The organism is Ruminococcus sp. AM43-6 (assembly GCF_003461785.1).
In the GTDB taxonomy this organism is placed as follows: Bacteria; Bacillota; Clostridia; order Oscillospirales; family Ruminococcaceae; genus Hominimerdicola; species Hominimerdicola aceti.
On sequence record NZ_QTXU01000032.1, the window covers coordinates 1 to 23,940 of the forward strand.

At 41.7% G+C, this 23,940-nt stretch carries 21 protein-coding genes and 1 pseudogene; 11 read left to right on the forward strand and 11 right to left on the reverse strand.

The features are described from left to right. The first annotated feature begins 258 nt into the window (after positions 1–258). From fucO to DW938_RS12655, 7 genes and pseudogenes are all read left to right on the forward strand, one after another. The gene (fucO, locus tag DW938_RS12625; protein WP_117905703.1) at positions 259–1,407 is read left to right on the forward strand and encodes a lactaldehyde reductase; all 1,149 of its coding nucleotides are present in this window, start codon (positions 259–261) and stop codon (positions 1,405–1,407) included. Between the two features lie 152 nt (positions 1,408–1,559). After that, positions 1,560–2,240, forward strand: a complete 681-nt coding sequence (locus DW938_RS12630; protein WP_118125203.1) for a response regulator transcription factor — start codon at positions 1,560–1,562, stop codon at positions 2,238–2,240. Next, positions 2,233–3,525: a HAMP domain-containing sensor histidine kinase gene (locus tag DW938_RS12635; RefSeq protein ID WP_118125205.1), complete on the forward strand. Its 1,293-nt coding sequence runs from the start codon at positions 2,233–2,235 to the stop codon at positions 3,523–3,525. The genes DW938_RS12630 and DW938_RS12635 overlap by 8 nt, the downstream gene beginning before the upstream one ends. A gap of 138 nt (positions 3,526–3,663) precedes the next feature. Next, positions 3,664–4,619, forward strand: a pseudogene (locus DW938_RS12640) (ABC transporter ATP-binding protein). A 4-nt stretch (positions 4,620–4,623) separates the two neighbouring features. After that, positions 4,624–5,745, forward strand: a complete 1,122-nt coding sequence (locus DW938_RS12645) for an ABC transporter permease (RefSeq protein WP_118125207.1) — start codon at positions 4,624–4,626, stop codon at positions 5,743–5,745. Beyond that, positions 5,732–6,898, forward strand: coding sequence for an ABC transporter permease (locus DW938_RS12650; RefSeq protein WP_181984451.1), 1,167 nt, complete (start codon positions 5,732–5,734; stop codon positions 6,896–6,898). Before DW938_RS12645 ends, DW938_RS12650 begins: the two co-directional genes overlap by 14 nt. Positions 6,899–7,003: 105 nt before the next feature. Further along, the gene (locus DW938_RS12655) at positions 7,004–8,059 is read left to right on the forward strand and encodes an SGNH/GDSL hydrolase family protein (protein ID WP_118125211.1); all 1,056 of its coding nucleotides are present in this window, start codon (positions 7,004–7,006) and stop codon (positions 8,057–8,059) included. Between the two features lie 118 nt (positions 8,060–8,177). Here the strand turns inward: DW938_RS12655 and DW938_RS12660 are convergent, their stop codons facing one another. Together DW938_RS12660 and DW938_RS12665 are read right to left on the reverse strand one after the other, a co-directional pair. Further along, positions 8,178–9,542 (reverse strand): NCS2 family permease, encoded by a 1,365-nt coding sequence (locus tag DW938_RS12660; RefSeq protein WP_118125213.1) that lies wholly within the window; start codon positions 9,540–9,542, stop codon positions 8,178–8,180. Between the two features lie 293 nt (positions 9,543–9,835). Beyond that, a complete protein-coding gene (locus DW938_RS12665; RefSeq protein ID WP_181984452.1) occupies positions 9,836–11,407 on the reverse strand; it encodes a CotH kinase family protein in 1,572 nt (523 codons plus the stop codon). A 158-nt stretch (positions 11,408–11,565) separates the two neighbouring features. Here DW938_RS12665 and DW938_RS12670 point away from each other — a divergent pair, with 158 nt between their 5' ends. Next, positions 11,566–12,561: an aldo/keto reductase gene (locus DW938_RS12670; RefSeq protein ID WP_118125217.1), complete on the forward strand. Its 996-nt coding sequence runs from the start codon at positions 11,566–11,568 to the stop codon at positions 12,559–12,561. A 38-nt stretch (positions 12,562–12,599) separates the two neighbouring features. Here the strand turns inward: DW938_RS12670 and DW938_RS12675 are convergent, their stop codons facing one another. After that, complete coding sequence (locus DW938_RS12675; RefSeq protein ID WP_242992549.1) at positions 12,600–13,775, reverse strand: iron-containing alcohol dehydrogenase family protein; 1,176 nt, start codon at positions 13,773–13,775, stop codon at positions 12,600–12,602. A 118-nt stretch (positions 13,776–13,893) separates the two neighbouring features. On the opposite strand from DW938_RS12675, the gene DW938_RS12680 reads away from it, so the two are divergent. Continuing rightward, positions 13,894–14,769, forward strand: a complete 876-nt coding sequence (locus DW938_RS12680; RefSeq protein ID WP_117928145.1) for a radical SAM protein — start codon at positions 13,894–13,896, stop codon at positions 14,767–14,769. A gap of 51 nt (positions 14,770–14,820) precedes the next feature. Next, positions 14,821–15,744: a hypothetical protein gene (locus DW938_RS12685; RefSeq protein WP_118125221.1), complete on the forward strand. Its 924-nt coding sequence runs from the start codon at positions 14,821–14,823 to the stop codon at positions 15,742–15,744. Between the two features lie 115 nt (positions 15,745–15,859). Here DW938_RS12685 and DW938_RS12690 read toward each other — a convergent pair whose 3' ends face one another. The 3 genes from DW938_RS12690 to DW938_RS12700 all read right to left on the reverse strand — a co-directional run bounded on the left by DW938_RS12690 (position 15,860) and on the right by DW938_RS12700 (position 19,953). Then, entirely contained in the window at positions 15,860–18,472 is a 2,613-nt protein-coding gene (locus DW938_RS12690; protein WP_118125223.1) for an ABC transporter permease, read from the reverse strand. Beyond that, entirely contained in the window at positions 18,472–19,173 is a 702-nt protein-coding gene (locus DW938_RS12695) for an ABC transporter ATP-binding protein (RefSeq protein ID WP_117928143.1), read from the reverse strand. Before DW938_RS12695 ends, DW938_RS12690 begins: the two co-directional genes overlap by 1 nt. Before the next feature lie 153 nt (positions 19,174–19,326). Further along, entirely contained in the window at positions 19,327–19,953 is a 627-nt protein-coding gene (locus tag DW938_RS12700; RefSeq protein WP_118125225.1) for a TetR/AcrR family transcriptional regulator, read from the reverse strand. 145 nt (positions 19,954–20,098) lie between these two features. Here DW938_RS12700 and DW938_RS12705 point away from each other — a divergent pair, with 145 nt between their 5' ends. Next, complete coding sequence (locus DW938_RS12705) at positions 20,099–20,413, forward strand: hypothetical protein (protein WP_118125227.1); 315 nt, start codon at positions 20,099–20,101, stop codon at positions 20,411–20,413. Between the two features lie 449 nt (positions 20,414–20,862). On the opposite strand, the gene DW938_RS12710 is transcribed toward DW938_RS12705, so the two are convergent. The 5 genes from DW938_RS12710 to DW938_RS14855 all read right to left on the reverse strand — a co-directional run. Continuing rightward, entirely contained in the window at positions 20,863–21,603 is a 741-nt protein-coding gene (locus DW938_RS12710; RefSeq protein ID WP_117856752.1) for a hypothetical protein, read from the reverse strand. Further along, positions 21,596–21,874, reverse strand: coding sequence for a hypothetical protein (locus DW938_RS12715; RefSeq protein ID WP_118125229.1), 279 nt, complete (start codon positions 21,872–21,874; stop codon positions 21,596–21,598). The genes DW938_RS12710 and DW938_RS12715 overlap by 8 nt, the downstream gene beginning before the upstream one ends. A 40-nt stretch (positions 21,875–21,914) precedes the next feature. After that, positions 21,915–22,847: a hypothetical protein gene (locus DW938_RS12720; protein ID WP_117897816.1), complete on the reverse strand. Its 933-nt coding sequence runs from the start codon at positions 22,845–22,847 to the stop codon at positions 21,915–21,917. Then, positions 22,844–23,635 (reverse strand): hypothetical protein, encoded by a 792-nt coding sequence (locus DW938_RS12725; RefSeq protein WP_118125231.1) that lies wholly within the window; start codon positions 23,633–23,635, stop codon positions 22,844–22,846. Before DW938_RS12725 ends, DW938_RS12720 begins: the two co-directional genes overlap by 4 nt. 83 nt (positions 23,636–23,718) lie before the next feature. Beyond that, positions 23,719–23,940, reverse strand: a 222-nt coding sequence (locus tag DW938_RS14855) for a hypothetical protein (RefSeq protein WP_181984453.1), incomplete at its 5' end; no start/stop codon positions are given.

Consider the following 23,940-nt stretch of genomic DNA (forward strand, 5'->3'; position numbering starts at 1 on the left):
GTTTTCGCCTATCGAATTTCTTAATAATAGTGTCCAATATGATTGACAAACCTACAAAAAGTATCATTCACAGGTTACGCCTTGTACGGTGTGCCTTAGATTAAATGATTTATGTTTTTGGCTGTTTTACACAATATTACGTCACTAATATTTTACATAAAAATAATTGAAATCATGGTATAAAAGTTGTATAATATCAATAATCAAAGATATAACTTTGATAACAGAGATCATATATTTGAAAGGCGGAATAATCAAATGGCTAACAGAATGATACTTAATGAAACTTCATATTTCGGTGCAGGCTCGATCAGCGAGATAGTTACAGAGGCAAAGAAGAGAGCTTTTAAAAAGGCTCTTGTTGTAACAGACCCTGACCTTATCAAATTTAACGTTGCAAAGAACGTTACAGATCTTTTGGAGGAAGCAGGACTTGCTTATGATATATTCTCTCAGGTAAAGGCTAACCCTACTGTAAAGGTAGTAAAGGCTGGTATCGAAGCTTTCAAGGCAGCAGGCGCTGACTATCTTATCGCTATCGGCGGTGGCTCATCAATGGACACTGCAAAGGCTATCGGTATCATCATAAACAACCCTGAGTATGCTGACGTTACTTCTCTTGAGGGTGCTATCGACACAAAGAATCCTAGTGTTCCTATAATCGCAGTTCCTACAACAGCAGGCACAGCCGCAGAGGTAACTATCAACTATGTTATCACAGACGAGGAGAAGAAGAGAAAGTTCGTTTGCGTTGATCCACACGATATCCCGGTTGTTGCAGTTATCGACGCTAAGATGATGTCATCAATGCCAAAGGGACTTACAGCTTCAACAGGTATGGACGCTCTTACGCACGCTATCGAGGGCTACACAACACTCGGCGCATGGGAGCTTACAGACATGATGCACCTTAAAGCAATAGAGATAATCTCACGTTCACTGAGAAAGGCTGTTGAGAATGACCCACAGGGCAGAGAAGATATGGCTCTCGGTCAGTATATCGCAGGCATGGGCTTCTCAAACGTTGGTCTTGGCGTTGTTCACGGCATGGCTCACCCGCTCGGCGCATTCTATGACACACCTCACGGAATTGCAAACGCTGTACTTCTTCCATATGTAATGGAGTACAACGCTGAATACACAGGCGAAAAGTTCAAATACATTGCAGAGGCAATGGGCGTTGACACAACAGGCATGAGCCAGGCTGAATACAGAGCAGCCGCAGTAAACGCAGTTAAGCAGCTTTCAAAGGACGTTGGAATCCCTGAGAAGCTCCACGAGATAGGCGTTAAGGAAGAGGATCTTCAGGCTTTGAGCGAATCTGCATTTGCAGACGTATGCACAGGCGGAAATCCAAGACCTTGCACAGTTGAGTCTATCCTCGGCATTTACAAGACAGCATTCTAAAACAATAGCATTTTATCTGCCCTCGGTTTTCGGGGGCAGATTTTTATTGCCCGAAAAGAATATTTATGGTATAATACATTTAAAGTGAGTTTAAAGTTCATAGGTTATCATATATCGTAAGATATTATACTGACTTATAGGGAGGAATTTTAATGAGATTACTTCTTGCTGAGGACGAGGTGGAGCTTGCAAATGCGCTTTCGGCAGTGCTTAAACACAAAAACTATTCTGTGGACGCTGTTTACAACGGCATCGACGCATACAACTATGCAATTGCACAGGATTATGACGGCATAATACTTGACATTATGATGCCTGGTATGGACGGCATACAGGTGCTTACAAAACTCCGTGAAAAGGGTATCGACTCCCCTGTTCTTCTGCTTACTGCAAAGTCTGATATTGACGATAGGATAACCGGACTTGATTCGGGTGCTGACGATTATCTTACAAAGCCCTTTGCAATGGGCGAGCTTCTTGCGAGAATAAGGGCAATGACACGCCGCCGCACTGAGTTTGCACCCTCTACCCTTACTTTCGGAAACGTTTCTCTCAACAGACAGAGCTTTGAGCTTTCAGGTCCTAACGGCTCTCAGAAGCTTGGCAACAAAGAGTTTCAAATGATAGAAACCCTTATGCTAAATCACGGCACGCTTATTTCCACAGAGCGTTTCATGGAAAAGATATGGGGCTATGACTCTGACGCTGAGATAAACGTAGTGTGGGTGTACATATCATATCTGCGTAAAAAGCTTGGTCTTATCGGTGCAGATATCGAGATAAAAGCCACAAGGGGCGTGGGCTACACACTAGAGGAAAAGCATAATGATTAAGCGTTTACAGCGGAAATTTGTTGTTATCGCCGCTGTGTGCCTTCTTATCGTAGAGTTTGCCATAATAGGCGGCATAAATGGAGTGAACATCTATCAGACAAACAAGAATGCAGACGATCTGCTGAACATAATAATCGAAAATGACGGCAGATTTCCTGAGTTCGACCCTAAGGGCATGAAGCATGACAAGCCGCAGGATAATTCAGACAGCGCCTCTCCCCCTGAGAGCAAAAAGCCTGATAAGCACAGGGGCTTTAACGAGGAAACTAAGTATCAGACACGGTATTTTGTTGTATATGCCGACAGCAATGGCGAAATAACCAAGGTAGATACAGGACACGTTGCGGCGGTGTCAAGTTCGCAGGCTATAGAATACGGCAAAAGCGTTCTTGACAGCGGCAAGACTTCAGGCACGTCAGGAAACTACCGCTACAAAACAGGCGACACTGACAAAGGCAAGATAATAGTTTTCATGGACTGCCGCAGTGACAGAGCCACCAAAAATCGCTTTTTGCTGGTGTCGTGCGCTATAGGTGCGGCAGGATATATACTTGTATGTCTGCTTATCATAATCTTCTCAAAGCGTGCCATAAGACCTGTTGTGGAAAGCTTTGAAAAGCAAAAGCGGTTCATCACCGACGCAGGGCACGAGATAAAAACGCCGCTGGCCATAATCTCCGCAAACACGGAAGTTCTTGAAATGGTGTCAAAGCCAAACCAGTGGACGGTGAGTATAAAAAATCAGATAACAAGGCTCAACGGTCTGCTGAAAGAGCTTTTAAGCCTTGCAAAAATGGAGGAGGAAAAGCCTGCTCTAACCATGGCTGATTTCAATATCTCTGACGCTGTTTATGACGCCGCTTCGCCTTTTACTACCCTTGCGGAAACAAAGGGCAAAAAACTCACCATTGATGTTGCCAACGGACTTACCTATCACGGCGACGAGGGTGCGATAAGACAGCTTGTTTCTATCCTCACGGAAAATGCAGTAAAATACGCTGACGAGGATGGCGAGATAGCCGTAAAGCTTTTCATTTCTCATAATGGCAAGGAAACAGACCTTGAAGTTTCAAACACCTGCAAAGAACCACCGCAAGGCGACCTAACAAAACTTTTCGACAGATTTTATCGTGACGACAGCTCACGTTCTCGGTCAAAGGGAGAGAAAAAAGGTGGCTACGGCATTGGGCTTTCTATTGCACAGGCAATAGTCAGGTCGCACAAAAGCAAGATATCATGCAAAGCCGAAAACGGCATAATGATATTTACAGCACAGCTTAAATAACTGCAAAGCAGAGTTGGTCACCAGCCGCTCTGCTTTTTTATAATATGACATTTGTCACATGAAGATGTGACTTTGCTCACTAGCTTTTTGGCGGATAATATTGTATAATGATAATACAAACTAAGGGAGGTTTTTCTTATGGCTGAAACTGTAGTAAAAATAGACAATCTGGTAAAAAGATACAAGGAGCTTATTGCTCTTGACCACTTTGATCTTGAAATAAAAAAAGGCGAAAAGGCGAGGTCTTCGGACTTCTCGGTCCTAACGGTTCGGGCAAGACCACCACGATAAACTGCCTGCTCTCACTGCTGGCATACGATAAGGGCGACATCGAGATATTCGGAGAAAAAATGTCCCCTGTGAACTATGGGGTAAAAAAGCGTATTGGCGTTATAATGCAGAATGTTGCGGTGTTTGACGAGCTGACTGTGTATGAGAACATTGACTATTTTTGTGGGCTTTACATCACCGACAAAGCCACACGAAAGAAATATGTTGACGATGCCATAGCTTTTGTGGGACTTGAGGACTTCGTGAAGTTCCACCCTAAAAAGCTTTCAGGGGGTCTGCTCAGACGACTTAACATTGCCTGTGGTATCGCACACAAGCCTGAGCTTATCATACTCGACGAGCCGACAGTTGCCGTTGACCCACAATCAAGAAACAAGATACTGGAGGGCATTTTACAGCTCAACCGTGAAGGTGCGACTATAATTTACACCTCCCACTACATGGAAGAAGTCGAGCAGATATGCACCCGTATCGCCATAATGGATAAGGGCAGTAAAATAGCCGAGGGTACTACAGAGGAACTCAAACGAATGATAAAAAACACCGAAACTATCACCGCAGAGATACTCCAGCTTCCTGAAAACGTCAGTGAACAAATAGAAGCTTTGGAACACGTTTATAATGTTTCCTATGCCGACAACAAGCTCGTTGCACGCTGTACAGGGGGACGGCACAATCTTATTGAGATACTGAAAATATTGCAGGAAAATCAGGTGGGCTTCGGCAGCGTTTATTCTGAGCAGCCTACCCTCAATGACGTTTTCCTTGAAATAACCGGCAAGGCTCTCAGGGATAAGGAGTGATAGAATGTTCTCACACATATTCAAATACGAATTTAAAAGCTGTCTGCGTCAAAAAGCCATACTCTTCTGGCTCATAGCCTTTCCTATAATACTGGGTTGCTTTTTTAAGATGGCGTTTTCAGGAATATACGAAAAAGATGTTGTATTCAATGCGATACCTGTTGCGGTGACAAATATAGAAGAAAACGATATCCTTAAGCAGGTGCTTGAACAGATATCAGAGGGTGATGAGGCTCTTTTCAAGGTGACGTATACAGACATTGACAAGGCAGAAGAAATGCTTAAAAGCGAAGATATAAAAGGCATTATAAAGGCTTCAGACCTCTCCCTTGAGTTTGGCTCAACAGGTATCCAGCAGACCATTGTAAAGACGTTCATACAGCAATACAAAACTCAGGAAAAGATAATAACCGACACTGCAAAGAACGCTCCGCAAAAGCTTGATAAGGTCATAGCTTCCCTTTCCGAGAAGATAAGCCCAAATGAGGATATACCTCTCCACGGCAATCCTGACATAACGATACAGTTTTTCTATAATCTCCTTGCCATGACGGCACTTTTCGGCTCGATGTCAGGTCTGTTCGTGGCACAGGAAAATCAGGGCGACCTGTCTGCACTTGGCGCAAGGCGGTGCTGTTCTCCAGTGAACAAGCTTACAAGCATAACGGCAACGCTCCTTGCTTTTCATGTGGTGGAAATGATATGCATGGTGATATCGGTGACGTTCCTGAGATTTGTGCTTAAAGTGGATTTCGGCAGTAAGCTCCCACTTGTTTACCTTGCCGCAGTGCTAGGCGGAATAATGGGAATATCCATGGGATTTTTCGTTGGCTCTTTCCGCATAAAAGAGGGTTTAAAAGTGTCTGTAGTCCTGGCGGTATCAATGACCTGCTGTTTCTTCAGCGGTCTTATGTCAAACACCATGAAAGGCACTGTTGCAGAGCATTGCCCGATATTCAATGAAATAAACCCTGCCGCCATTATCTCAGACAGCTTTTACTGTCTTAATCTCTACGAAGACTACAGGCGGTTCACAGTGAAGATAATTTCAATGGCGATATACACAGTGCTGTTCACCCTTGGTGGATATGTTCTTACAAGGAGGCGTAAATATGCAAGTCTTTAAGACCTTTATGAAAATACTCAAAACAAAGCTTACGTCTGCTATATTATATTTCGTCATATTCATGGTCATAGCAGTTTTGATGGCAGATATTGCAAAAGACGATAATGGCTATGAGGACTATAAAATGTCCATATCCGTCATTGACCGTGACAACAGTGCCGAAAGCAAGCGTTTGCAGGACTTTATATTCAGCGGCAACAAAAAGGTGGAGCTTGCAGATGATGAAGACGAGGTCATCGACGCCGTTTATTACGGACGTTCCAATTATGTTCTGTATATAAACAAGGGCTTTGGCGACAAGATAAACGCAGGGGATTTTGACGGACTTTTTGAGAATTTCAAAATGCCCTCCAGCTACGGCGGACAGCTTTTTGAAAGCAGGCTTGACGGCTATCTTTCAAGCGTAAAGGCATACATGACAGCAGGTGAAAGCACAGAAAACGCTATGGAGCTTGCCCAAACGGCAGTTTCTCAGCAAGTAAAGGCGGAGCTTAAAAACTTTAACAACAAGGGCGGAACAGGTATGCCGGCAATATTCGGCTACTATTTTCAGTATCTTGCATACGTTATGCTTTCCATGCTCATTGTTACCCTTTGCCCCGTTATACTGACGCTAAACAGAAAAGGCGTTCGAGAACGCACAATGTGTTCAAGCCTGACGTCAGCAAACTACAGCAGACAGACGGCTCTTGGGGCAAGTATCTTGGTGTTTAGCATATGGCTTTTGTTTATGATAGTCGCAATAATTTGGGGCAAAACGCTCAGCGTGAAATTCTGGCTTGCCTGCCTTAACAGCCTTGTATATATCATTGCCGCCGCAGGCATAGCAATGATAATAGCGCAGTTTGACCTTAGCGACAACGGCATAACTGCCATATCGAACATAATCGGTCTTGGCATGAGCTTTCTTTGCGGAGTTTTCGTGCCGCAGGAATTGCTCACAGGAGGCGTTCTTGCAGTGGGAAGATTGTTTCCTGCATACTGGTACACCAAGGCCAACAATATGCTTTTCGGCATGAGCGGTGGAGTATTCAGCACAAAGGAATATCTTATCTGCATCGGTATCGAGGCACTGTTTGCGATAGCGTTTTTCGCTGTGGCTGCTCTGCTTGTTAAGCAAAAGCGTGAGGGTGATGTAAATTCCCTTGCATAAGTTGACAATAATATGGCTGTGTGTTATACTCTTATTGTTACGGAGCTGACACGCAGCCTTTTTGCGTCAGCTAAAGAAGATCATAGATGAAAAAGAGGAAAAAGTATGGATAGATTACAGCTTGACAAAAATGCAAAGCTCACAGGCAGAGTATATTTCAAAGACGGGGTAATGTGGCTCGGTCTTTCAGGAAGCGGTGCGTCATTCACATTTGACGGCACAAAGCTTGTTTTGAAGCTCAAAGGCGACAATATCGCAGTGGGCGAAAATCCTATCGACTATGCAAGAATAGCCGTTTACGTTGACGGCAAGAGAGTAGTTGACGAGATGATCGACTGTGCAGAAAAAGAGGTCACGGTAATAGACCGCACAGAAAACGCTCAGTCAGTTGTGGAGATAATAAAGCTTTCGGAATCTCCAATGTCAGCAGTTGGCGTTGAGGCTTTCGCTGAGGGCAGTGCTGAGGCTTTGCCTGAAAAACCGCTCAAAATAGAATTTATCGGCGACTCTATAACCTGTGGCTATGGCGTTGATGATGAGGACGAAAACCACCAGTTCACCACCGCTACTGAGGACGTTACAAAAGCCTATGCCTACAAGACCGCCAAGGCACTTGACGCTGAATACAGTATGTTTTCAGCCAGTGGCTATGGCATAGTATCAGGCTATACTGAGGGTGACGAGCCTATCAGCGAACAGACAATTCCACAGTTCTATTGCAGCTACGGTTTTTCAAGGGGCAATTTTGAAGGAACTGCTCCGCAGGATATACCATGGGATTTCAGCAAATATGTTCCGCAGATAATCGTTATAAACCTTGGCACAAACGACGACAGCTACTGCCGTGACTACAAGGACAGGCAGGCTGTTTTCTCAAAGCTTTATGCTGATTTTCTTGCGGTCGTTCGTGAGAAAAATCCGCAGGCTTACATTCTCTGCACTGTCGGAATAATGGGCGAGAGGATATTCCCTGCTGTTGAGGAGGGAATAAAGATATATCTTAAAAGCCACGCTGACAGCAAGATAAGCTCAATGATGTTCCATGAGCAGGACGGCGCAAATGACGGCTTTGCGGCAAACTGGCACCCTACTGAAAAGACCCACACCAAGGCGGCAGCGGTGCTTACGGAAAAACTCAGAGAGATAATAAAAAGCATATAACAAAAGCGGCAGTCGGTAACGGCTGCCGCTTTTTTATCATTTTACGCCAATTCTCATTCTGTAGCAGAATGAACAGGAAAGCATGGCTAGTATCAAAACTGTTCTTTGAAAGCTTTCCTTATAAGAACACATATTTCAGCACGAAAAGCACTGCAAGCACATACATAAGCGGTGTGATATCCTTGCGCTTTCCGCAAACAAGATTTATAACAACGTATGAGATTATTCCAAGAGAGATGCCCTCTGAAATGCTGTAGAAAAGAGGCATTGAAAGAATACAAAGATACGCAGGGATAGCCTTTGTATAATTGCCGTCATCAAACTTGATGTCAGTGATAGAGCTGAACATCAAAAAGCCTACTACTATAAGTGCAGGAGCTGTTGCAAAGGATGGTATAGCCGTGAAGATAGGTGCAAAGAACATTGACAGCGCAAAAAGCACTGCGGCTGTGATAGAGGTAAGACCTGTTCTTCCTCCTGCGGCAACGCCTGCTGAGGACTCAACGAATGTTGTGGTGGTGGAAGTACCAAGAACTGCGCCTGCTGTTGTGGCAACGGCGTCAGCAAGAAGCGCAGGCTTTATCTGCGGAAGTCTGCCCTTTTCATCAAGCATATCTGCCTTTGAACATACGCCGATAAGAGTGCCTAAAGTGTCGAAAAGGTCAACGAACAGGAAAGAGAACACTACAACGATAAAGTTGAAGATACCAATGCTGTGCATATCCACATTAAAGCACTGACCAAATGTTTCGCCAAGCTTTGAAAAGTCCGTAAGTGACATGGTCGGGAAAAGCGAATTATAGCCGCTTTCAGCGTCAGGAACATACAGTCCTACAAGCTGACATATCATGCCTATTACCCATGTTGCCACTATACCCATAAGAATAGAGCCACGGACTTTTTTGATATATAGGATAATAGTGATGAAAAGTCCCACGATTGTGAGAAGCGCACATATGCCCGAAGTTGTGAAATTCTTGCGGAAGCCTGTTATGGTAACAAGAGTGGCTGAACTGTCAACGCAAAGTCCAGCATTCTGAAGTCCGATAAAGGCAATGTAAAGACCGATGCCAACGGACACCGCTTTTTTCAGCACCACAGGTATTGCATTGAAAATGGCTTCTCTGACGTTTGTAAGAGAAAGCACGATAAAGACGATACCCTCGACGAAAACCGCCAGCAGTGCAACCTGCCATGGATAGCCGTAGCCTGCCACAACAGTGTAAGCCATGTAAGCGTTAAGTCCCATGCCTGCGGAAAGCACAAAAGGCAGATTTGCCATAAGTCCCATGCACACTGTTCCAATAACAGAGGCGATACAGGTGGCAAGAAGTACGGCTGTAGGATCCATGCCTGTACTGCCGAGAATGCTCGGGTTTATGGCAAGGATATATGCCATGGTCATGAAAGTCGTCACGCCCGCCATTATCTCAGTTTTAACATCGGTGTGATTTTCTTTCAGCTTGAATAATTTTTCCGTCATATTTTATTATGCCTGCGTTGCAGACATTTCCTCCTTTCAATATGGGGATACTATCTTATTATACCGATTTTACAGCATTTTTCAAGCCTGATTTATTAAGGCAACACCGCACAAAGCCCGCCTGACGGCTTTGCACGCCATCTGCTTGCAGATTTTCCGTCATATCGCACAAAAATCCCTTGACATACAGCAGTATGCCTGCGGAATTTTTGTGCAATCTGACAAAAAAGCTGACTACGCATCTGACGCACAATCTTTGTGCGGTATTGCCTTAATTGAATAAAATTTATCATTTAAGATGAGCTGTTACTTGCGTCAGACTTTATTTTCCACTGACTGTTGAGCCAATAAATGCGGTTTTCGATCCAATTGAAAAGATCCTCCGCAGAGTCAGGACCCCACTCTTCGCCTTTTCTAAGGTCGACGTCATACTCTTTGAGATATTCACGCTCTGTTTTTATACAGCCCTGTAAAAGCTTTTCTTGGCTCATCTCTGTCCACTTTTCCTTGACAGCTTCCATAAACCAATCCTGCTTACAAAGAACGATAAACCATGGGTTTGAACGGTCGCCTTTTTTAGCCACAAAATTCTTGTCTGTGAAAGCACCAGCATAATATTTCTCAGTGCTGTCATTATATGCCCAGTTAAAATCCCAAGGAGAAGTGAATTTCAGCTTAGGACATTTACTGTCCTTTGAAAGATCGACGCACATATAGAAGCTTCCCTCACCACAGTCATAGTCATGTACGATCTCATAAAGAATATACATATCTCTCACTGAGTCTATATCCATAACGGCAGAAACGGCTTCCTCAGCGGTGGTAACATCAGAGTCAACAAGGTCATAATTTTCATCAAATTTATAATACTTGCCGTTCTCGCAGGCTTCATAAACTATCTTGAACAGATTGTTGAGATACTTGTCAATAAAGTCTATCTGATTTTGCGAATAGAGGTCATTCTTGATAGAATATTCCGCAGGAACGAACTGCCTTGTTTCGCCGTTTATGTCGGTGACAGTGGCATTTTCATAGTCCATACTTATATAATGGTTATCCTCATCGCTTGTTGCATAGTTGTCAAGCTCAAGATAATAGCCTATATCAGTGTCGGTGCAGCCCTCCTCAGGCTCGGAGATATCCACTCTGTTTGGATTTATCTGACACTGTTCGCAAAGCTCATAAACGCCTTGAAACTCCTCGTTCACATAGAGGTGAACAAGCTGACCGTCTGAGCAGAAATTGCTGTCACCCATGATAGTTCTGCCAAAACGGAATGCGATATCGTTTCTTATTAGATCCCAATCTGATTTCAACAGCACCCAGCTTTTGCACTCTGCGCCGTTATTAAGCCCAAGCATATTTGTCTTTTTATCAAATTTTATCCTATAAGGCACTTTGTTTGCAAGGATCTGACTAACATCGCCGTAATATGCGCTTGAATTCCCTCTTACCTTTATGCCTGCTGAGGCTTCGTTTATCTCCAATTTTTCATCACAATTGAAAACGTCCACCACGCAGGAAGTATACTTCTCCCTTGAAGCTATCATATCGTCAGGGGCAGTCGTGACGCTTATAACAGGTATCTTACTTTCTGATCGTATCTTTTTCTTAAAACTTTCTTTTTCAGCCTTGTCAGCACTTAGGCTTTCATAAGTAGCAGGTTCAGAGTTTATCACCTGTTTTGTGGTGGCAGGGAGAGTTACAACAGGTTCAGCCGTTGTTGTCACAGCCTGAGATTCGGCAGAACTACTCTCTGCTTTTGAGCTTTCCCCTGTTTCTTTAGCACAGCTTGTGAGCATTGCTCCCATCATGACTACTGCACATACAGCAGCGATAATTCTTCTGTTCATATCATTTCTCATATTATTATCTTTCCATTTATTGTGCATTACACACATATTTTTTATCATATAACTTATTCAATTATAGCACATTGACATAGATAATACAATATGCTATAATCATAAAAGTAAGTGGGATAATTTATGCACTAATACGATTATATAGGAGGTTTTTTGAAATGTTTATACCTGACGATAAAAGATATGACAAAATGATATACAACCGCTGTGGAAAAAGCGGGCTTAAGCTTTCTGCGTTGTCTTTGGGCTTTTGGCAGAATTTCAGCCTGAAAAACAATTTTGAGAACATGGAAAGAATGGTACACACTGCGTTCAACAGCGGTATCACACATTTTGACCTTGCAAACAACTATGGCAATCCCTACAACGGCTCGGCAGAGGAAAACTTCGGCAGGATACTCGACCGTGGCATGAGAGAGTTCCGTGACGAGATGTGCATTTCCACCAAGGCTGGCTATGAGATGTGGGCAGGTCCATACGGTGACAGAAACGGCTCGAGAAAATATCTCACGGCAAGCCTTGACCAATCTCTAAAAAGAATGGGACTTGAATATGTTGACATTTTCTATCACCATGTAAGAGATCCCGAAACGCCTCTTGAAGAGACTGCCCTTGCACTTGACAATGCAGTAAGACAGGGCAAGGCGCTTTATGTTGGCATATCAAATTACAACAGAGCCGACACAGCCGAAATGCTGAAAATTTTCCGGGAGCTAAGAACTCCTTTTATTATCAATCAGCCCTCATATTCCATACTTAACCGCTGGATAGAGGACGATAAACTTGACAGCCTTGCACTTTCTGAGGGCTTTGGCATTGCAGTGTTCTCGCCGCTGTATCAGGGCTTCCTTACAAGCAAATATCTCAAAGGCATACCGGCAGATTCAAGGGTAGGCAGAGGCGAAACATGGATAGGCAATGAGCTTAACGACAAAATGATAGAAAAGCTCAACAAGCTTAATGATATCGCCGCTTCGAGGGGACAGACCCTTTCGCAAATGGCACTTTCATGGGTGCTTCACAACAAGGCTGTTACTACTGTGCTTATCGGTGCAAGCCGTCCTGAGCAGATAACGGAAAACATAGGCTGTCTTGACCGCCTTGACTTCACAGAAGCTGAACTTGCAGAGATAGACAGGCTTGCGAAGATGTAATAAAAAAGCTGTCAGAGCCACCGCCCTGACAGCTTCTTTTATGCGTTATAATAGCGAACGTAATCGTCAAGCACATCTGCCGTAAGCTCAAAAGGATAATTTTTAAGCTTGGCAGGGTTGGCAAGTATTCCGTCTCTGTCCTTCTTCCAAAGCTCCTCTGACATATCCAGATTGCCAAAAAGCGTCCTGATATAGTCCCTGAAAGCGTCGATATCGTCAAAGCCAAGAAGCTGTTTTACAACATACTCAGTTTCGGTGCTGTCACCGTATTTTTTCAAAAAGCCTGACAGAAAAACGCCTACTGCCTTGCCGTGGGGTACGCCATTTTCATAGGTCAAAGTATAGCTCAGACCGTGAGGTATGCTTGTGCCTGTGTAGGCTATCGCCATGCCTGCAAGCACTGACGCCTGCATGAAAGTTGAGAACTCATCATCGGTCATATGAGCAAATCTCTCCTCTGTTTCAAGACAGCCCTTACAGCTTGCCCAAAGCTTCATACCATCCTCTGCATATGCACGGCTGAACGCATTTGCGTTGGTGTTGAGCCGTGACTCTATCATGTGAGCAAGTGCGTCAACGCAGGTGCTTTTCATACCGCTGTATGAGGAGGTTTTAAGATAGCTGTAGTCCACCAATGCAAGTGACGGAAAAATTTTGTGGGCAATAGATTTCTTGGTCTGCTTGATGTGGGAAGTCAGTATAGAATAAGGTGTAGCCTCCGAGCCTGTTCCGCAGGTGGTAGGCACACAAACTATAGGGTAAAAAGGTAGTTTCGCAGGAGTGTAAAGAAGCTCCTCCACCTTGGCAATGCTGTCTGAAAGCTCACACTTCTCAGCTTTTACAACGCTCTCGCTTTCGGAAAACTCGGCATTTTCGCAAACTATCCCATTCTTAGCAAGCATTGATATCGCCTTGCTTGCGTCCATTGGCGAACCTCCGCCCACTGCCACGAACATATCCACGCCGTATTTTACCGCCGCCGTTGCCGCTGTGTAAACAGTTTCCACAGACGGGTTTTCCTCAATATCATTATATATCACATATCCAATGCCCTGACTTTCAAGCACTGCCTTGACATCATCAAGAGAACCGTTCACCGCAGAAGAATATCTGCCTGTGACTATCATGGCTTTCTTGCCAAGTTCCGCTATTTCGCCCCCGTGATTTTTTACCGCTCCATTTTCTATGTAAATATCTGTAGGTATATTTCTCATTTTCAACGCTCCTTTTGGCTTTTAATCCATTATAGCACCTTTGAAGTTGTTTTTCAAGCCTCGACATTGCAGAACATATGTGTTATGATATTAGTAACAAATCATGGAGAAAAAAGTTATGCACTTCACAACGGCAAAAGGTATACTCTCGCAAAAAAACGGCATGAATTTATATCGTGGCTGTCAGCACGGCTGTATTTACTGCGACAGCCGCTCGGTATGCTATAATATGCAGCATGATTTTGAAGATATCGAAATAAAAGAAAACGCCGTGGAGCTTCTCGAAGAAGCCCTCAAACGCAAACGCCGCAGGTGCATGATAGGCATGGGCGCAATGTGCGACCCTTATATGCCACTTGAAATGACAGTACAGCTCACGCTGAAAAGCCTTATGGCAATAGAAAAATACGGCTTTGGTGTCACGCTTATCACAAAGTCTGACAAAATTCTCCGTGATATTGATATAATCCAGCGCATAAACCAAAAGAGCAAGGCGGTCATTGCAATGACCCTTACAACGGCTGACGAAAAGCTTTGCAGGATACTAGAGCCGAATGTTTGCACCACTCAAGGGCGATACGAGGTGCTGAAAGAGTTTCAGCGGCGTGAAATCCCAACTGTCGTGTGGCTCACGCCTATTCTGCCTTTTATAAACGATACGGAAGAAAATTTACGCCGCATATTGGATATGTGCTTTGATGCAGGCGTTAAGGGGATAATATGCTTTAGCTTCGGGGTCACTCTCCGTGAGGGCGACAGAGAGTATTTTTACAAGAAGCTTGACGAGCATTTTCCGGGAATGAAAGAAAAATATATCCGTACCTTTGGAAATTCTTATATCTGCAATAGTCCGAACAATAAGAAACTTATGGATATTTTTGTATCTCAGTGCAAAAGCCATGGTGTCATGTACAGCCCAGAGGAGATTTTCGCATACGAAAACGAATTTGACGTGAGTGACGGTCAGACGAGTATTTTTGACACCACCAATTGAAAACCTCTCCCCTTTATGTTATAATAAATAAAAAAACATCAAGGTGAAGCAATGAACAAAAATCAAAATATAGCTATGGGAATATCCCTTGCTGTGGTGGCAATAATGGTCGGCTCGGCGGAGATCTTCGGGGAAAAGGAAATAATTTTTCCTGAGATAACGGCAGTGGCAATGGGTGCGCTAATTGCGCCTGTGCAATCGTGGAACACCTCTCGAACACGGCTTTTTGCGGCGATAGTTTCTGCCGCTGTCGCAGGCTTGTGCATAGTGCGGTTTATCCCTGAGATACTTATACTTCGTATAGCTTTGGGACTTCTTGTAGCAGTGAGCGTTATAACACTGTCAAAAACTAGCTTCGTTCCTGCCATTTCAGCCTGCATACTTCCGATACTTATGGGTACAAAAAGCCCTGTTTACGTCATTTCCGTTGCGGTCATGACAGCATTTATACTTATTTTTCAAAAAGTTCTTGAGTGCTTTGGACTTCATGAAAAGTATAAATATAGACCTATCGAACCAAGCTCAGAGCTTCTAAAACTAAGAGCAAAACAAGTCATCACGGTGCTTGTTATCTGCATATTGCCTGCGCATTTTCACGAGATATTCTTTATCGCTCCGCCGCTTATAGTTGCATTTTTTGAACTTAGCGGCAAAGGCTCAAAGCTTATGAATCGAAAATACACAGCAATTGCTCTCATGTCGGCGGCTGCGTTCGCAGGCGTTATGGCAAGATTTTTTATCTCTGAAAAGCTTGGGCTTACCCTGACATTTGGTGCAGTTTTATCCTCGGCTGTGATATTCGTCCTTTGCCGAAAAGCAAAGCTTTATTTTCCTCCATGCTGTGCAATATCTACCTTGCCTTTTATGATCCCCAAAACTGCAATAATAAAATTTCCATTTGAGGTCACAGCAGGATATATTGTCCTTACCATTGCCGCAGTTATCATAACCAAAATAGACAATAATACAAATTAGGCATAATCAAAAACGTACAAAGCTTTATGATCCGACCCCCAGAAGTTAGAACAAAAATCTAACGATTTGGAGGTCACATCATTACGCTCTGTACGTTTTTTTGTATATTAAGAAATCATTCTCTGTTTTTAAGCACCTCGGCAGGGGTTATCTTGCCAAGCTTTCTTACAAGAATTGAGGTGATGATAAAGTATGTTGCCATTACTCCTGCGAAAATTATAACGTAAGTATACCATGGGAATGCAAGGTTTATTCCGCTTGTTACGTTTGGAATGAACACTGGGAAAACCTTGTCCATAAACATCTTTGAAAGCGGTATCTCGATAAGTGCGCCCAACGTTATGATAATTGCGTTTCCGTTTAGGTAAAGCTTTTTCACGTCCTTGGTCTTATAGCCGAACACCTTCACAAGAGATATTCCAAAGGAAGCCCTTTCTATTGTAACATTCAGCATTAGGAACATCACAGAGCAGAAAATTATTACAGCAACCGCAATAAGCATTACTATCATTGACATCATAAGATCCGTGAAAACTGCCGCTGAACGCTCGATATCCGATTTTGTTGTTGTGCTGTAAAGTCTGCCCTCGTCAATGTCAAGTTTCTTGTCTGAAAGCAAACAGTTGTAGTAAGTGTCGCCCTCACCGAAAAGCTCACGCATACTGTCAATATCCATGAACACCATAAGTCCGCCACGCTCGTCGCAGATATCCTCCACTGTGAATGCGTAATCCATTGAGGTCGCATCGTCTGTCAGGATAAACTTATCGCCCTTTGCCACTCCGTAACGCTCCACAACTGACTGGCTCACTGTTATAAAGCTCTTGCCCTTATGTGTTTTCACATCATAATACTTGTTGTCGCTGTCCATACCCATAACGGTGACATCAAGGTTATAGCCAAGCTGTTCTTTTGAAAGCGTTTTTACAAAGCAAGCCTCACCACCCTCCGGAACGCTTTCCTCTGGATATTTCAGAGTGTACATATACTCGTATTTTGTGTCATTTATAGTGTCTTTTCTCACGTTCTCACAAAGGTAGTAGCAATCAACGCCAAGCATAAGAATAAACAGTGAAAACAGCATACTGAGAAGCACTGTTATGCCTGTGCGCATTTCACGAAGCATTTGGCGTATCTGAAATCTGCGGATAAAATTCCTGCTCTTTATCTTCACTCTGCTGTAGTGACCTGTTTTCTGCTCGTTTCTAATAAGTGAAAGAGCCGTCTGAGAAAGCCGCTTGTTTATCACAAGGGTATTAACTATAAACGAAACAACAGGAGGCATTACAACGCTGTAAATGATAAGATACAAAGGATAAACAGGGGTAAAATCAGGGAGCGAAGAATATGCGTAGCTGTCGAGAAGCTGATAATCGATCCCCACAGGTGAAAAGCCTATGACCGCACCGATTATTCCGCCAACAAATGCAACTATAGTCGGCAATGTTACGTAGTGTCGGATAAGATCTTTTTTCTTTGCGCCAAGAGCATAAAGCGCACCTATAACACTGCTTTCACGCTGAATCTGATGAATGACGAAAACAGAGATAACATAAGTAAGAAGTGCCATAAGTATAACACCCACACCAAGTCCTGCATATTTGTTCATGACAACGTCACCTGCCGCACCAGCTATACGAACGTTGTCGCCCTTTTTCACGAACATTGTCAGATTGTCAAGATCAATGGTGAACAACTCGTCAAGAAGCTCGTCAGCCTGCTTTTTGAAGCTATCAATACCATTTGCAAGGCTCTCTGCACCGCTGTATGCAGATCTTGCACCCTCTGACAGGTCTTTTGAGCCGTCATATGCGGCCTTAACTCCTGCCGTGATAGCGTTCGCACCCTCTGGGATTGCCTTTGCACCCTCGTAAAGTCCGCCCATTGCGTCATAGAGAGCGTCTGCTCCCTCAGAAAGGTCTTTCACACCGTCTTTAAGGGTCTGAGAGCCGTCATAGAGCTTATCGATACCATTTGAAATATCGTCACGCTGTTTCAAGACGTCCTTGATAGTTTCAAGATAATACTTGTCTGTGACTTTTTTATAATCAAAGTCAAAATCCTCGATCATTTCTTTCAGCTCGTCATCAGTTGCCTTGCCGTTAAGTCTGTAAGCATAGCAAAGGTCCTCCGCTTTCTGTTCACTGTCATTTTTGAAATAGTCATACTGATCGTCGCTTACGAAAAGAAGTCCGAAGCCCTTGCTTGACACAGCCGTGTCAGAGAAATTTTCAAAAGGTGTGTCATAGTCAGGTGTAGTTCCTATTCCAACAATCTCGAATTCAACTCCGCCTGCTGTAAGCTTATCGCCCACTGACAGAGAATGTTCCTCGCTGTAGCGCTTTTCGACTACCGCTTCGCCCTTTTTTTCAGCAAGTCTGCCGCTGTCTAGCTCGATAAGGTCAATGTCATTTCTTTTACGGAAAACACGGAGCTTTGAGCCGTCCTTTGCTGTAACGTCAATGCTGAAATGCTGTTCAAGAGTAATTCCTTTGTCTGTTATTTCCTTTTCCTGCTCGTCTGTAAGAGGAATAAAAACGCCGAACTGTCCGTCCTCGACCTTGTTCATCTTACCATGTTCGGCTGTTCCGTCGATGATAGTGTCTGCACTTGCAACCACGGAAACTATTATGTACATTCCCATTACGATAAGCAATACAAGCGCAAGATAACGTGCGAAATTTGTTTTAAGCTCACGTCCGAGCCTTTTTCTGAGTACCCTGTTCATTACAAGTCCTCCAACTCTGCGGCAGGTATGCGTGTTTCGTTAAGATAATCCTTTTTGATAAGTCCGTCCTTAACGATTATTACCTTATGCACCATATTTTTTATAGCATTGTTGTGAGTAACGATAAGCATTGTTGTGCCATATTTTTCGTTTATCTTCTCCAACAGAATGAGAATGTCCCTTGAAGTTTTGGAGTCAAGAGCGCCTGTAGGCTCGTCGCACAAAAGCAGCTTTGGATTTTTTATAAGCGCCCTTGCTATAGCACATCTCTGCTGCTGACCGCCTGAAAGCTGTGACGGAAACTTGTTTCTGTGTTCGGAAAGTCCCAACGTTGTGAGAAGTTCTTCCATATCCAGTGGCGAATCTGAAAGATATTCACAAACCTGAATATTTTCCACAACTGTCAGATTTGGAACGAGGTTATAAAACTGAAAGATAAAGCCCAGATTTTCCTTTCTGTAGTCGGCAAGCTTATCAGGTTTAAGACCGAAAATTTCCTTACCGTCGACCTTAACAGAGCCACTGTCCATAGTGTCAAGGCCGCCTATGCAGTTAAGAAGCGTGGATTTACCAGAGCCGCTCGTACCCTGAATAACGCACATCTGACCTTTTTCTAGACTTGTGGTGATACCCTTTAGCACCTGAATATAGCTGGCGTCACTGCCGTAGCTTTTCTTCACATCTCTGATCTCCAAATACATATTATTTCCTCCATTTACGAGTTAGACTTAGCTAACTTTGCTTTATATAAAAATGTGCATATCTGCACATTTCATCGACATTCGAGATACAAAATTCACACATAACGTTGTTATGTAGGTTTCTAAAAGTTACCGCCCGCAGGCGGCAATTTTCTAATCCTCGACTATCATTGTAAACCATATTTTTATTAGAAACTCCATTACTCTGCGCATATGGAGCTTTGCCTTTTCCACATCTCTCTCGTGAGTTAGCAAATGAGTGTAGGCGTCAACACTTATATGGGTTATCCAATGAAGCATATACTCATCAACGTGGCAGTTAGGCATTCTTGCGGCAGCTTTTTCCGCTGATATCCTAAAGCCCTTTTCTGTCATATCTACGATCATATCCACAGTATTTTCATACTCAGACCCTTGCGCACCCGTGAGCAGCAGCATAAAAACGTCATAGTGGAGATACATATAATCAACAAGTTTGTCAAGGTCGGTGTGAGTATCAATGTGATACTCAGCAGACAGCACCGCAGGGTCATCGCTATCCATATCCTGAGCGTCCTGCATATAATGCTCCGTAAGAAGCCTGCAAAGCTCTTTCAGCGGCTCATCGACAATAGCCTTGAACAAGTCATTTTTATTTTTAAAGAAGAAATACAGCGCACCGGTCGTCACGCCTGCGTCAGCGCATATTTTTCTCAGAGAAGCCTTCATATAACCATTTTCAGAGAACTCGGTCATTGCACTTTCCAACAGCTTTTCCCTTGTTTCAAGTTCGTCACCCATTACTGCACCCCGCTTTCCACTTCACATAACACTGTTATCTTAGCATATAACGCCCGATATGTCAATACATTTACTATATTTTCAGCATATTATATGATATTGAAACATAACAGTGTTATGTGATTGGTGACTATTACAAAATAAAATGGGAAGCGGTATACCTGTCTGTTCAGATCTCACGATTTCAGACGGGTTAAAGTATATAAGCGATAGCTATAAAATTGCTATGGTTTACAACGGTGACAGCGCTCCTATGCTGGTCCTTGAAAACAAGTACTCATATAGCTGGGATATTTGCATTAGTGCAAGCGAGGTGTCGTCAGAAGTTGCTTTCTACTCATACGATGACATTGCACAAGCTTTCAACAACTACGGAGTAAGCATTTATGATATGGGACAGCTTCACATATTTACCTCTAATTATACCGAGATCTACGGAGTATATGCAGCTCCGTTCTGATATTACAACATAATAACTATTCAAGTCAAATAATAATCGGACCGAGCAAAATGTTCCACCGGAACATCTTACTCGGTCTTTTTCGTAGTATCGATAATTCAACATATTTACAACTATCCTGCATTTTTCGCGCAATCACCAATCTGGTCATTTTCTCTATCCACTTATCAATGAAACTTATAAACCCCTCAAAGCTTCATAGCTCTCCATTTGTTTGAAATAACACCGATATTCCAATATGTAATAAAGCAGATAAACAACATACTGATTGCCGATACGACAACTGCTTCAATAAGAAGAAACGGTGTCGAATAGGTTGATATGAATCTTGACGTAATTGTCAAAATAATATTTTGACAGAACCTAACAAATAACCCCAATAAGATAATGTCTAATATGAATCTCCATAGAAATGATTTTGTGAATTGTGTCATTGTTTTTCCTACTTATTATTCAACCGTGTATTCAATCGTGTTACTAATGGGAGTATATTCTCCTGTAGCATCATCATAATCAATCACTAAAGTAACTGTGTAATCGCCTTTATCAGCAAAAGTCAAAAAATTAGTCCAAGTTTTACGGTATGCCTGAAAACATTTGCATAATTTGCCATTTTGGGTTACATACCAAAATAAGTTTTTATCAGTTTCTTTCTGCGGTATTTCGGGTCTGTTTATAAGAATAATATTTTTATTTTCTTCAATCGTAATTTCCGCTAATAGAATTGAATCATCATCTTTTAAATCAGAAGAGGATACAACGCTCTGATTTTCTTTAATATTTGTTTGATGTTCAGGCGTAATTTCATAATCAAATGCTTTTAAATTCATATGAATGAGCATACAGAGAAAAAAGAGCAAAAACATTATAAAAATGCGAAAAAATTGTTTTTTATAAATTGCCTTGAAAAAATTAAATTTATTCCTGTATGTATAATGCTCACCCTTATAGGTTCTGTACGGAAACTCAACCAGCGTCAAAATGAGTTTAGAAGCATTATAAGAACATATCACAATCATTAAAAAGTATAATATCTTTGTTAAATGAAGTTCTGCCTTAAATTCACAAAATACATTATTATAAAAATAATCAAATCCTGCAAATGCAATTATGTATAGCATCAAATTCGGAAATATCAAAAGAGAAAGGTAATTATCTTTCTCTTCTACATTTCTGGGATATTTACGCATCTGTCAACACCTTCTCAAGCTTTGCTATCATTATTTTCGCAGAAGTTATGTCAGAATTATCACGCAGTGCTGAAAATAGTTCTGGAGCACTCTCTTTAAAATCGACATATTTCTTTTCAGATAATAATCTTGCATAAGCTAACCTATAATAATAATTTTGAACATCCACTAGTCGAATATTGTAGTACTGATTGACAGAATCGCCAAGATAATGTTCTGCATAAGTCTCACGAAAATTCCAAGAAGAATTATATCTAATATAAATCTCCATAGGAATGATTTTGTAAATTGAGACATTGTTTCTCCTCCTGTTATTCAATAGTATATTCAATCGTATTGCTGATAGGAGTATATTCTCCCGTATCAGCATAATAATCAGTCACTAAAGTAACTGTGTAATCACCTTTATCAGCAAAAGTCAAAAAATTAGTCCAAGTTTTGCTGTATGCCTGAAAACATTTACTAAATTCACCGTTTTTGGTGACGTACCAGAATAGGTTTTTATCATAGCTATCCACTTCGGGTCTGTTTACCAAAATCCGTTTCTCATGGGCTATCTCCTCTTCGGTAAGAGTTATTTCAACCATTTGAATTTCAGACGTTTTTTGGTTCTCCTTTGAAAATGATATTGATTTCATCAAACCTGATTTTTTATAGTATTCAATTTCTCCGGATCTTAATTTAGAATTATCTTTATCAGTTATCAGCAATTTGTCTTTTTGAGTTATAGGAAACCTGTAAATAGTTCCTTCTTTGTCTACAGCTACAATATATAAAGAATCACGACTAGCAGATGTATGCGAAACTTCTCCGGGAAAATAAAAATCTTTAATTTTTAGGTTATCAATAGATTTAACATCAGAATCATGTAAATCCAGCAAGACATCTTGCCACAAGAGAAAATCCCCCTTAATATTTCCGCGAAGTATTGAAACATAGCTATCTGTAATCAAAGCATAGCCTAAAAAAATGCAAATAAATGTGCAAATTATATTAGCGATTAACTGCTTGACTTTATTATTCTCTCTAATTAAATTATGAAAAACATAAAAAATCAATAATGATGCTCCAAGATAAAGAATGATCTGGAATAAAATATTGATTGGGATTGTTACAGCCAGACGAATAAGAACTGATTTTCCAATTAAAGAAGAAGGAGTACAACAAATAGCAATAGTTATCAGCATAATAATCAAAATTATTATTACTGCATATATCATTTTTTTTGAGAATGTTTTTTTCATATTGCCAAATCACCTTTTGTAAAATTATCTTCTATATACAAGATGTTTCTATATGCAAGTAAGTCCATTTCTCCATTGTCAGTATCAACTGTTGATGTATAATCATAAATATATTTTCTTATCCATAATGGAATAGCAAGCATATTTTCACTATACTTCATCTCAGCAAATTGTCTGGAATAAGCAAGATTTATAATTGATTGTTCAAGAGAATTACTATTATCATAATAGTATTCATATATATAATGAGCCTCCCCATTACCTGAATATGAATATTTTTGAGTAGAAACATTACTCAACTCATTGCAAAGACTAGATATAAATTCCTTACTTGCTTTTGATAATTCTCCGTTTGAGATTTCATATATATCAATATTTTTGACCGTGTTACTGAAAAGGTCCGATATACATGAAAAAGCAGTAGATATGCCTTGATCGCCTAATTCTAATACTGAAATAAGCAATGGAAACAGTGTATAGAACTCAGAATCTTCAGCCTTTTTTGTATCTGCTTCAACTGCATTCTCGTCATCTATTTTAAATTGTATCACAGCTTCTTCAATTTTGCAACCCTCATCGTAAATAAATTCCGAACAAATTCCTAAAGTTGCATCATTTGTCATTGCTTTTGAGTAAAGGCTTTCTCTTACATCAAGATTTGACAGAATATTTCCTGCAGCTTTTATTTTAACCGATACCTCGAAAGGATTTGTATCGGTATTAATATTTGAAAAGTTTTCGACATCTGGCGGAACGTCAACTTCAAATATATACTCAGAATCAGGCACGCCAAAAGTCTGGGGATTTAATGGATCAAGTCCTAGAGCTATTTCATCGCCGTCGCTTATACCGTCGTCATCCGTATCGTATTTTAATTGTATTGTGCAAAAGCAGTCAACACAAGACCAGTTTCAAGAAATTCAAGCGATTCAAAGTTTTCGTTAATAGTCACTACATTAACTATACAGTTGAATATTTCCGCTGTTACACCTCTTTCCTTTAAAGCTTTGAATCCAAATGTTTTAGTTTCATTAGCTGCTATCGGGGTTGTTGTAATGTCGTTTGCAATAGAATATGAATTTGCTTCTGCAGA

Coding starts and splice junctions, on each gene's coding strand:
- fucO (WP_117905703.1), top strand. CDS start 259: ATGGCTAACAGAATGATACTTAATGAAACTTCATATTTCGGTGCAGGC.
- DW938_RS12630 (WP_118125203.1), top strand. CDS start 1,560: ATGAGATTACTTCTTGCTGAGGACGAGGTGGAGCTTGCAAATGCGCTT.
- DW938_RS12635 (WP_118125205.1), top strand. CDS start 2,233: ATGATTAAGCGTTTACAGCGGAAATTTGTTGTTATCGCCGCTGTGTGC.
- DW938_RS12645 (WP_118125207.1), top strand. CDS start 4,624: ATGTTCTCACACATATTCAAATACGAATTTAAAAGCTGTCTGCGTCAA.
- DW938_RS12650 (WP_181984451.1), top strand. CDS start 5,732: ATGCAAGTCTTTAAGACCTTTATGAAAATACTCAAAACAAAGCTTACG.
- DW938_RS12655 (WP_118125211.1), top strand. CDS start 7,004: ATGGATAGATTACAGCTTGACAAAAATGCAAAGCTCACAGGCAGAGTA.
- DW938_RS12660 (WP_118125213.1), bottom strand. CDS start 9,542: ATGACGGAAAAATTATTCAAGCTGAAAGAAAATCACACCGATGTTAAA.
- DW938_RS12665 (WP_181984452.1), bottom strand. CDS start 11,407: ATGAGAAATGATATGAACAGAAGAATTATCGCTGCTGTATGTGCAGTA.
- DW938_RS12670 (WP_118125217.1), top strand. CDS start 11,566: ATGTTTATACCTGACGATAAAAGATATGACAAAATGATATACAACCGC.
- DW938_RS12675 (WP_242992549.1), bottom strand. CDS start 13,775: ATGAGAAATATACCTACAGATATTTACATAGAAAATGGAGCGGTAAAA.
- DW938_RS12680 (WP_117928145.1), top strand. CDS start 13,894: ATGCACTTCACAACGGCAAAAGGTATACTCTCGCAAAAAAACGGCATG.
- DW938_RS12685 (WP_118125221.1), top strand. CDS start 14,821: ATGAACAAAAATCAAAATATAGCTATGGGAATATCCCTTGCTGTGGTG.
- DW938_RS12690 (WP_118125223.1), bottom strand. CDS start 18,472: ATGAACAGGGTACTCAGAAAAAGGCTCGGACGTGAGCTTAAAACAAAT.
- DW938_RS12695 (WP_117928143.1), bottom strand. CDS start 19,173: ATGTATTTGGAGATCAGAGATGTGAAGAAAAGCTACGGCAGTGACGCC.
- DW938_RS12700 (WP_118125225.1), bottom strand. CDS start 19,953: ATGGGTGACGAACTTGAAACAAGGGAAAAGCTGTTGGAAAGTGCAATG.
- DW938_RS12705 (WP_118125227.1), top strand. CDS start 20,099: ATGGGAAGCGGTATACCTGTCTGTTCAGATCTCACGATTTCAGACGGG.
- DW938_RS12710 (WP_117856752.1), bottom strand. CDS start 21,603: ATGCGTAAATATCCCAGAAATGTAGAAGAGAAAGATAATTACCTTTCT.
- DW938_RS12715 (WP_118125229.1), bottom strand. CDS start 21,874: ATGGAGATTTATATTAGATATAATTCTTCTTGGAATTTTCGTGAGACT.
- DW938_RS12720 (WP_117897816.1), bottom strand. CDS start 22,847: ATGAAAAAAACATTCTCAAAAAAAATGATATATGCAGTAATAATAATT.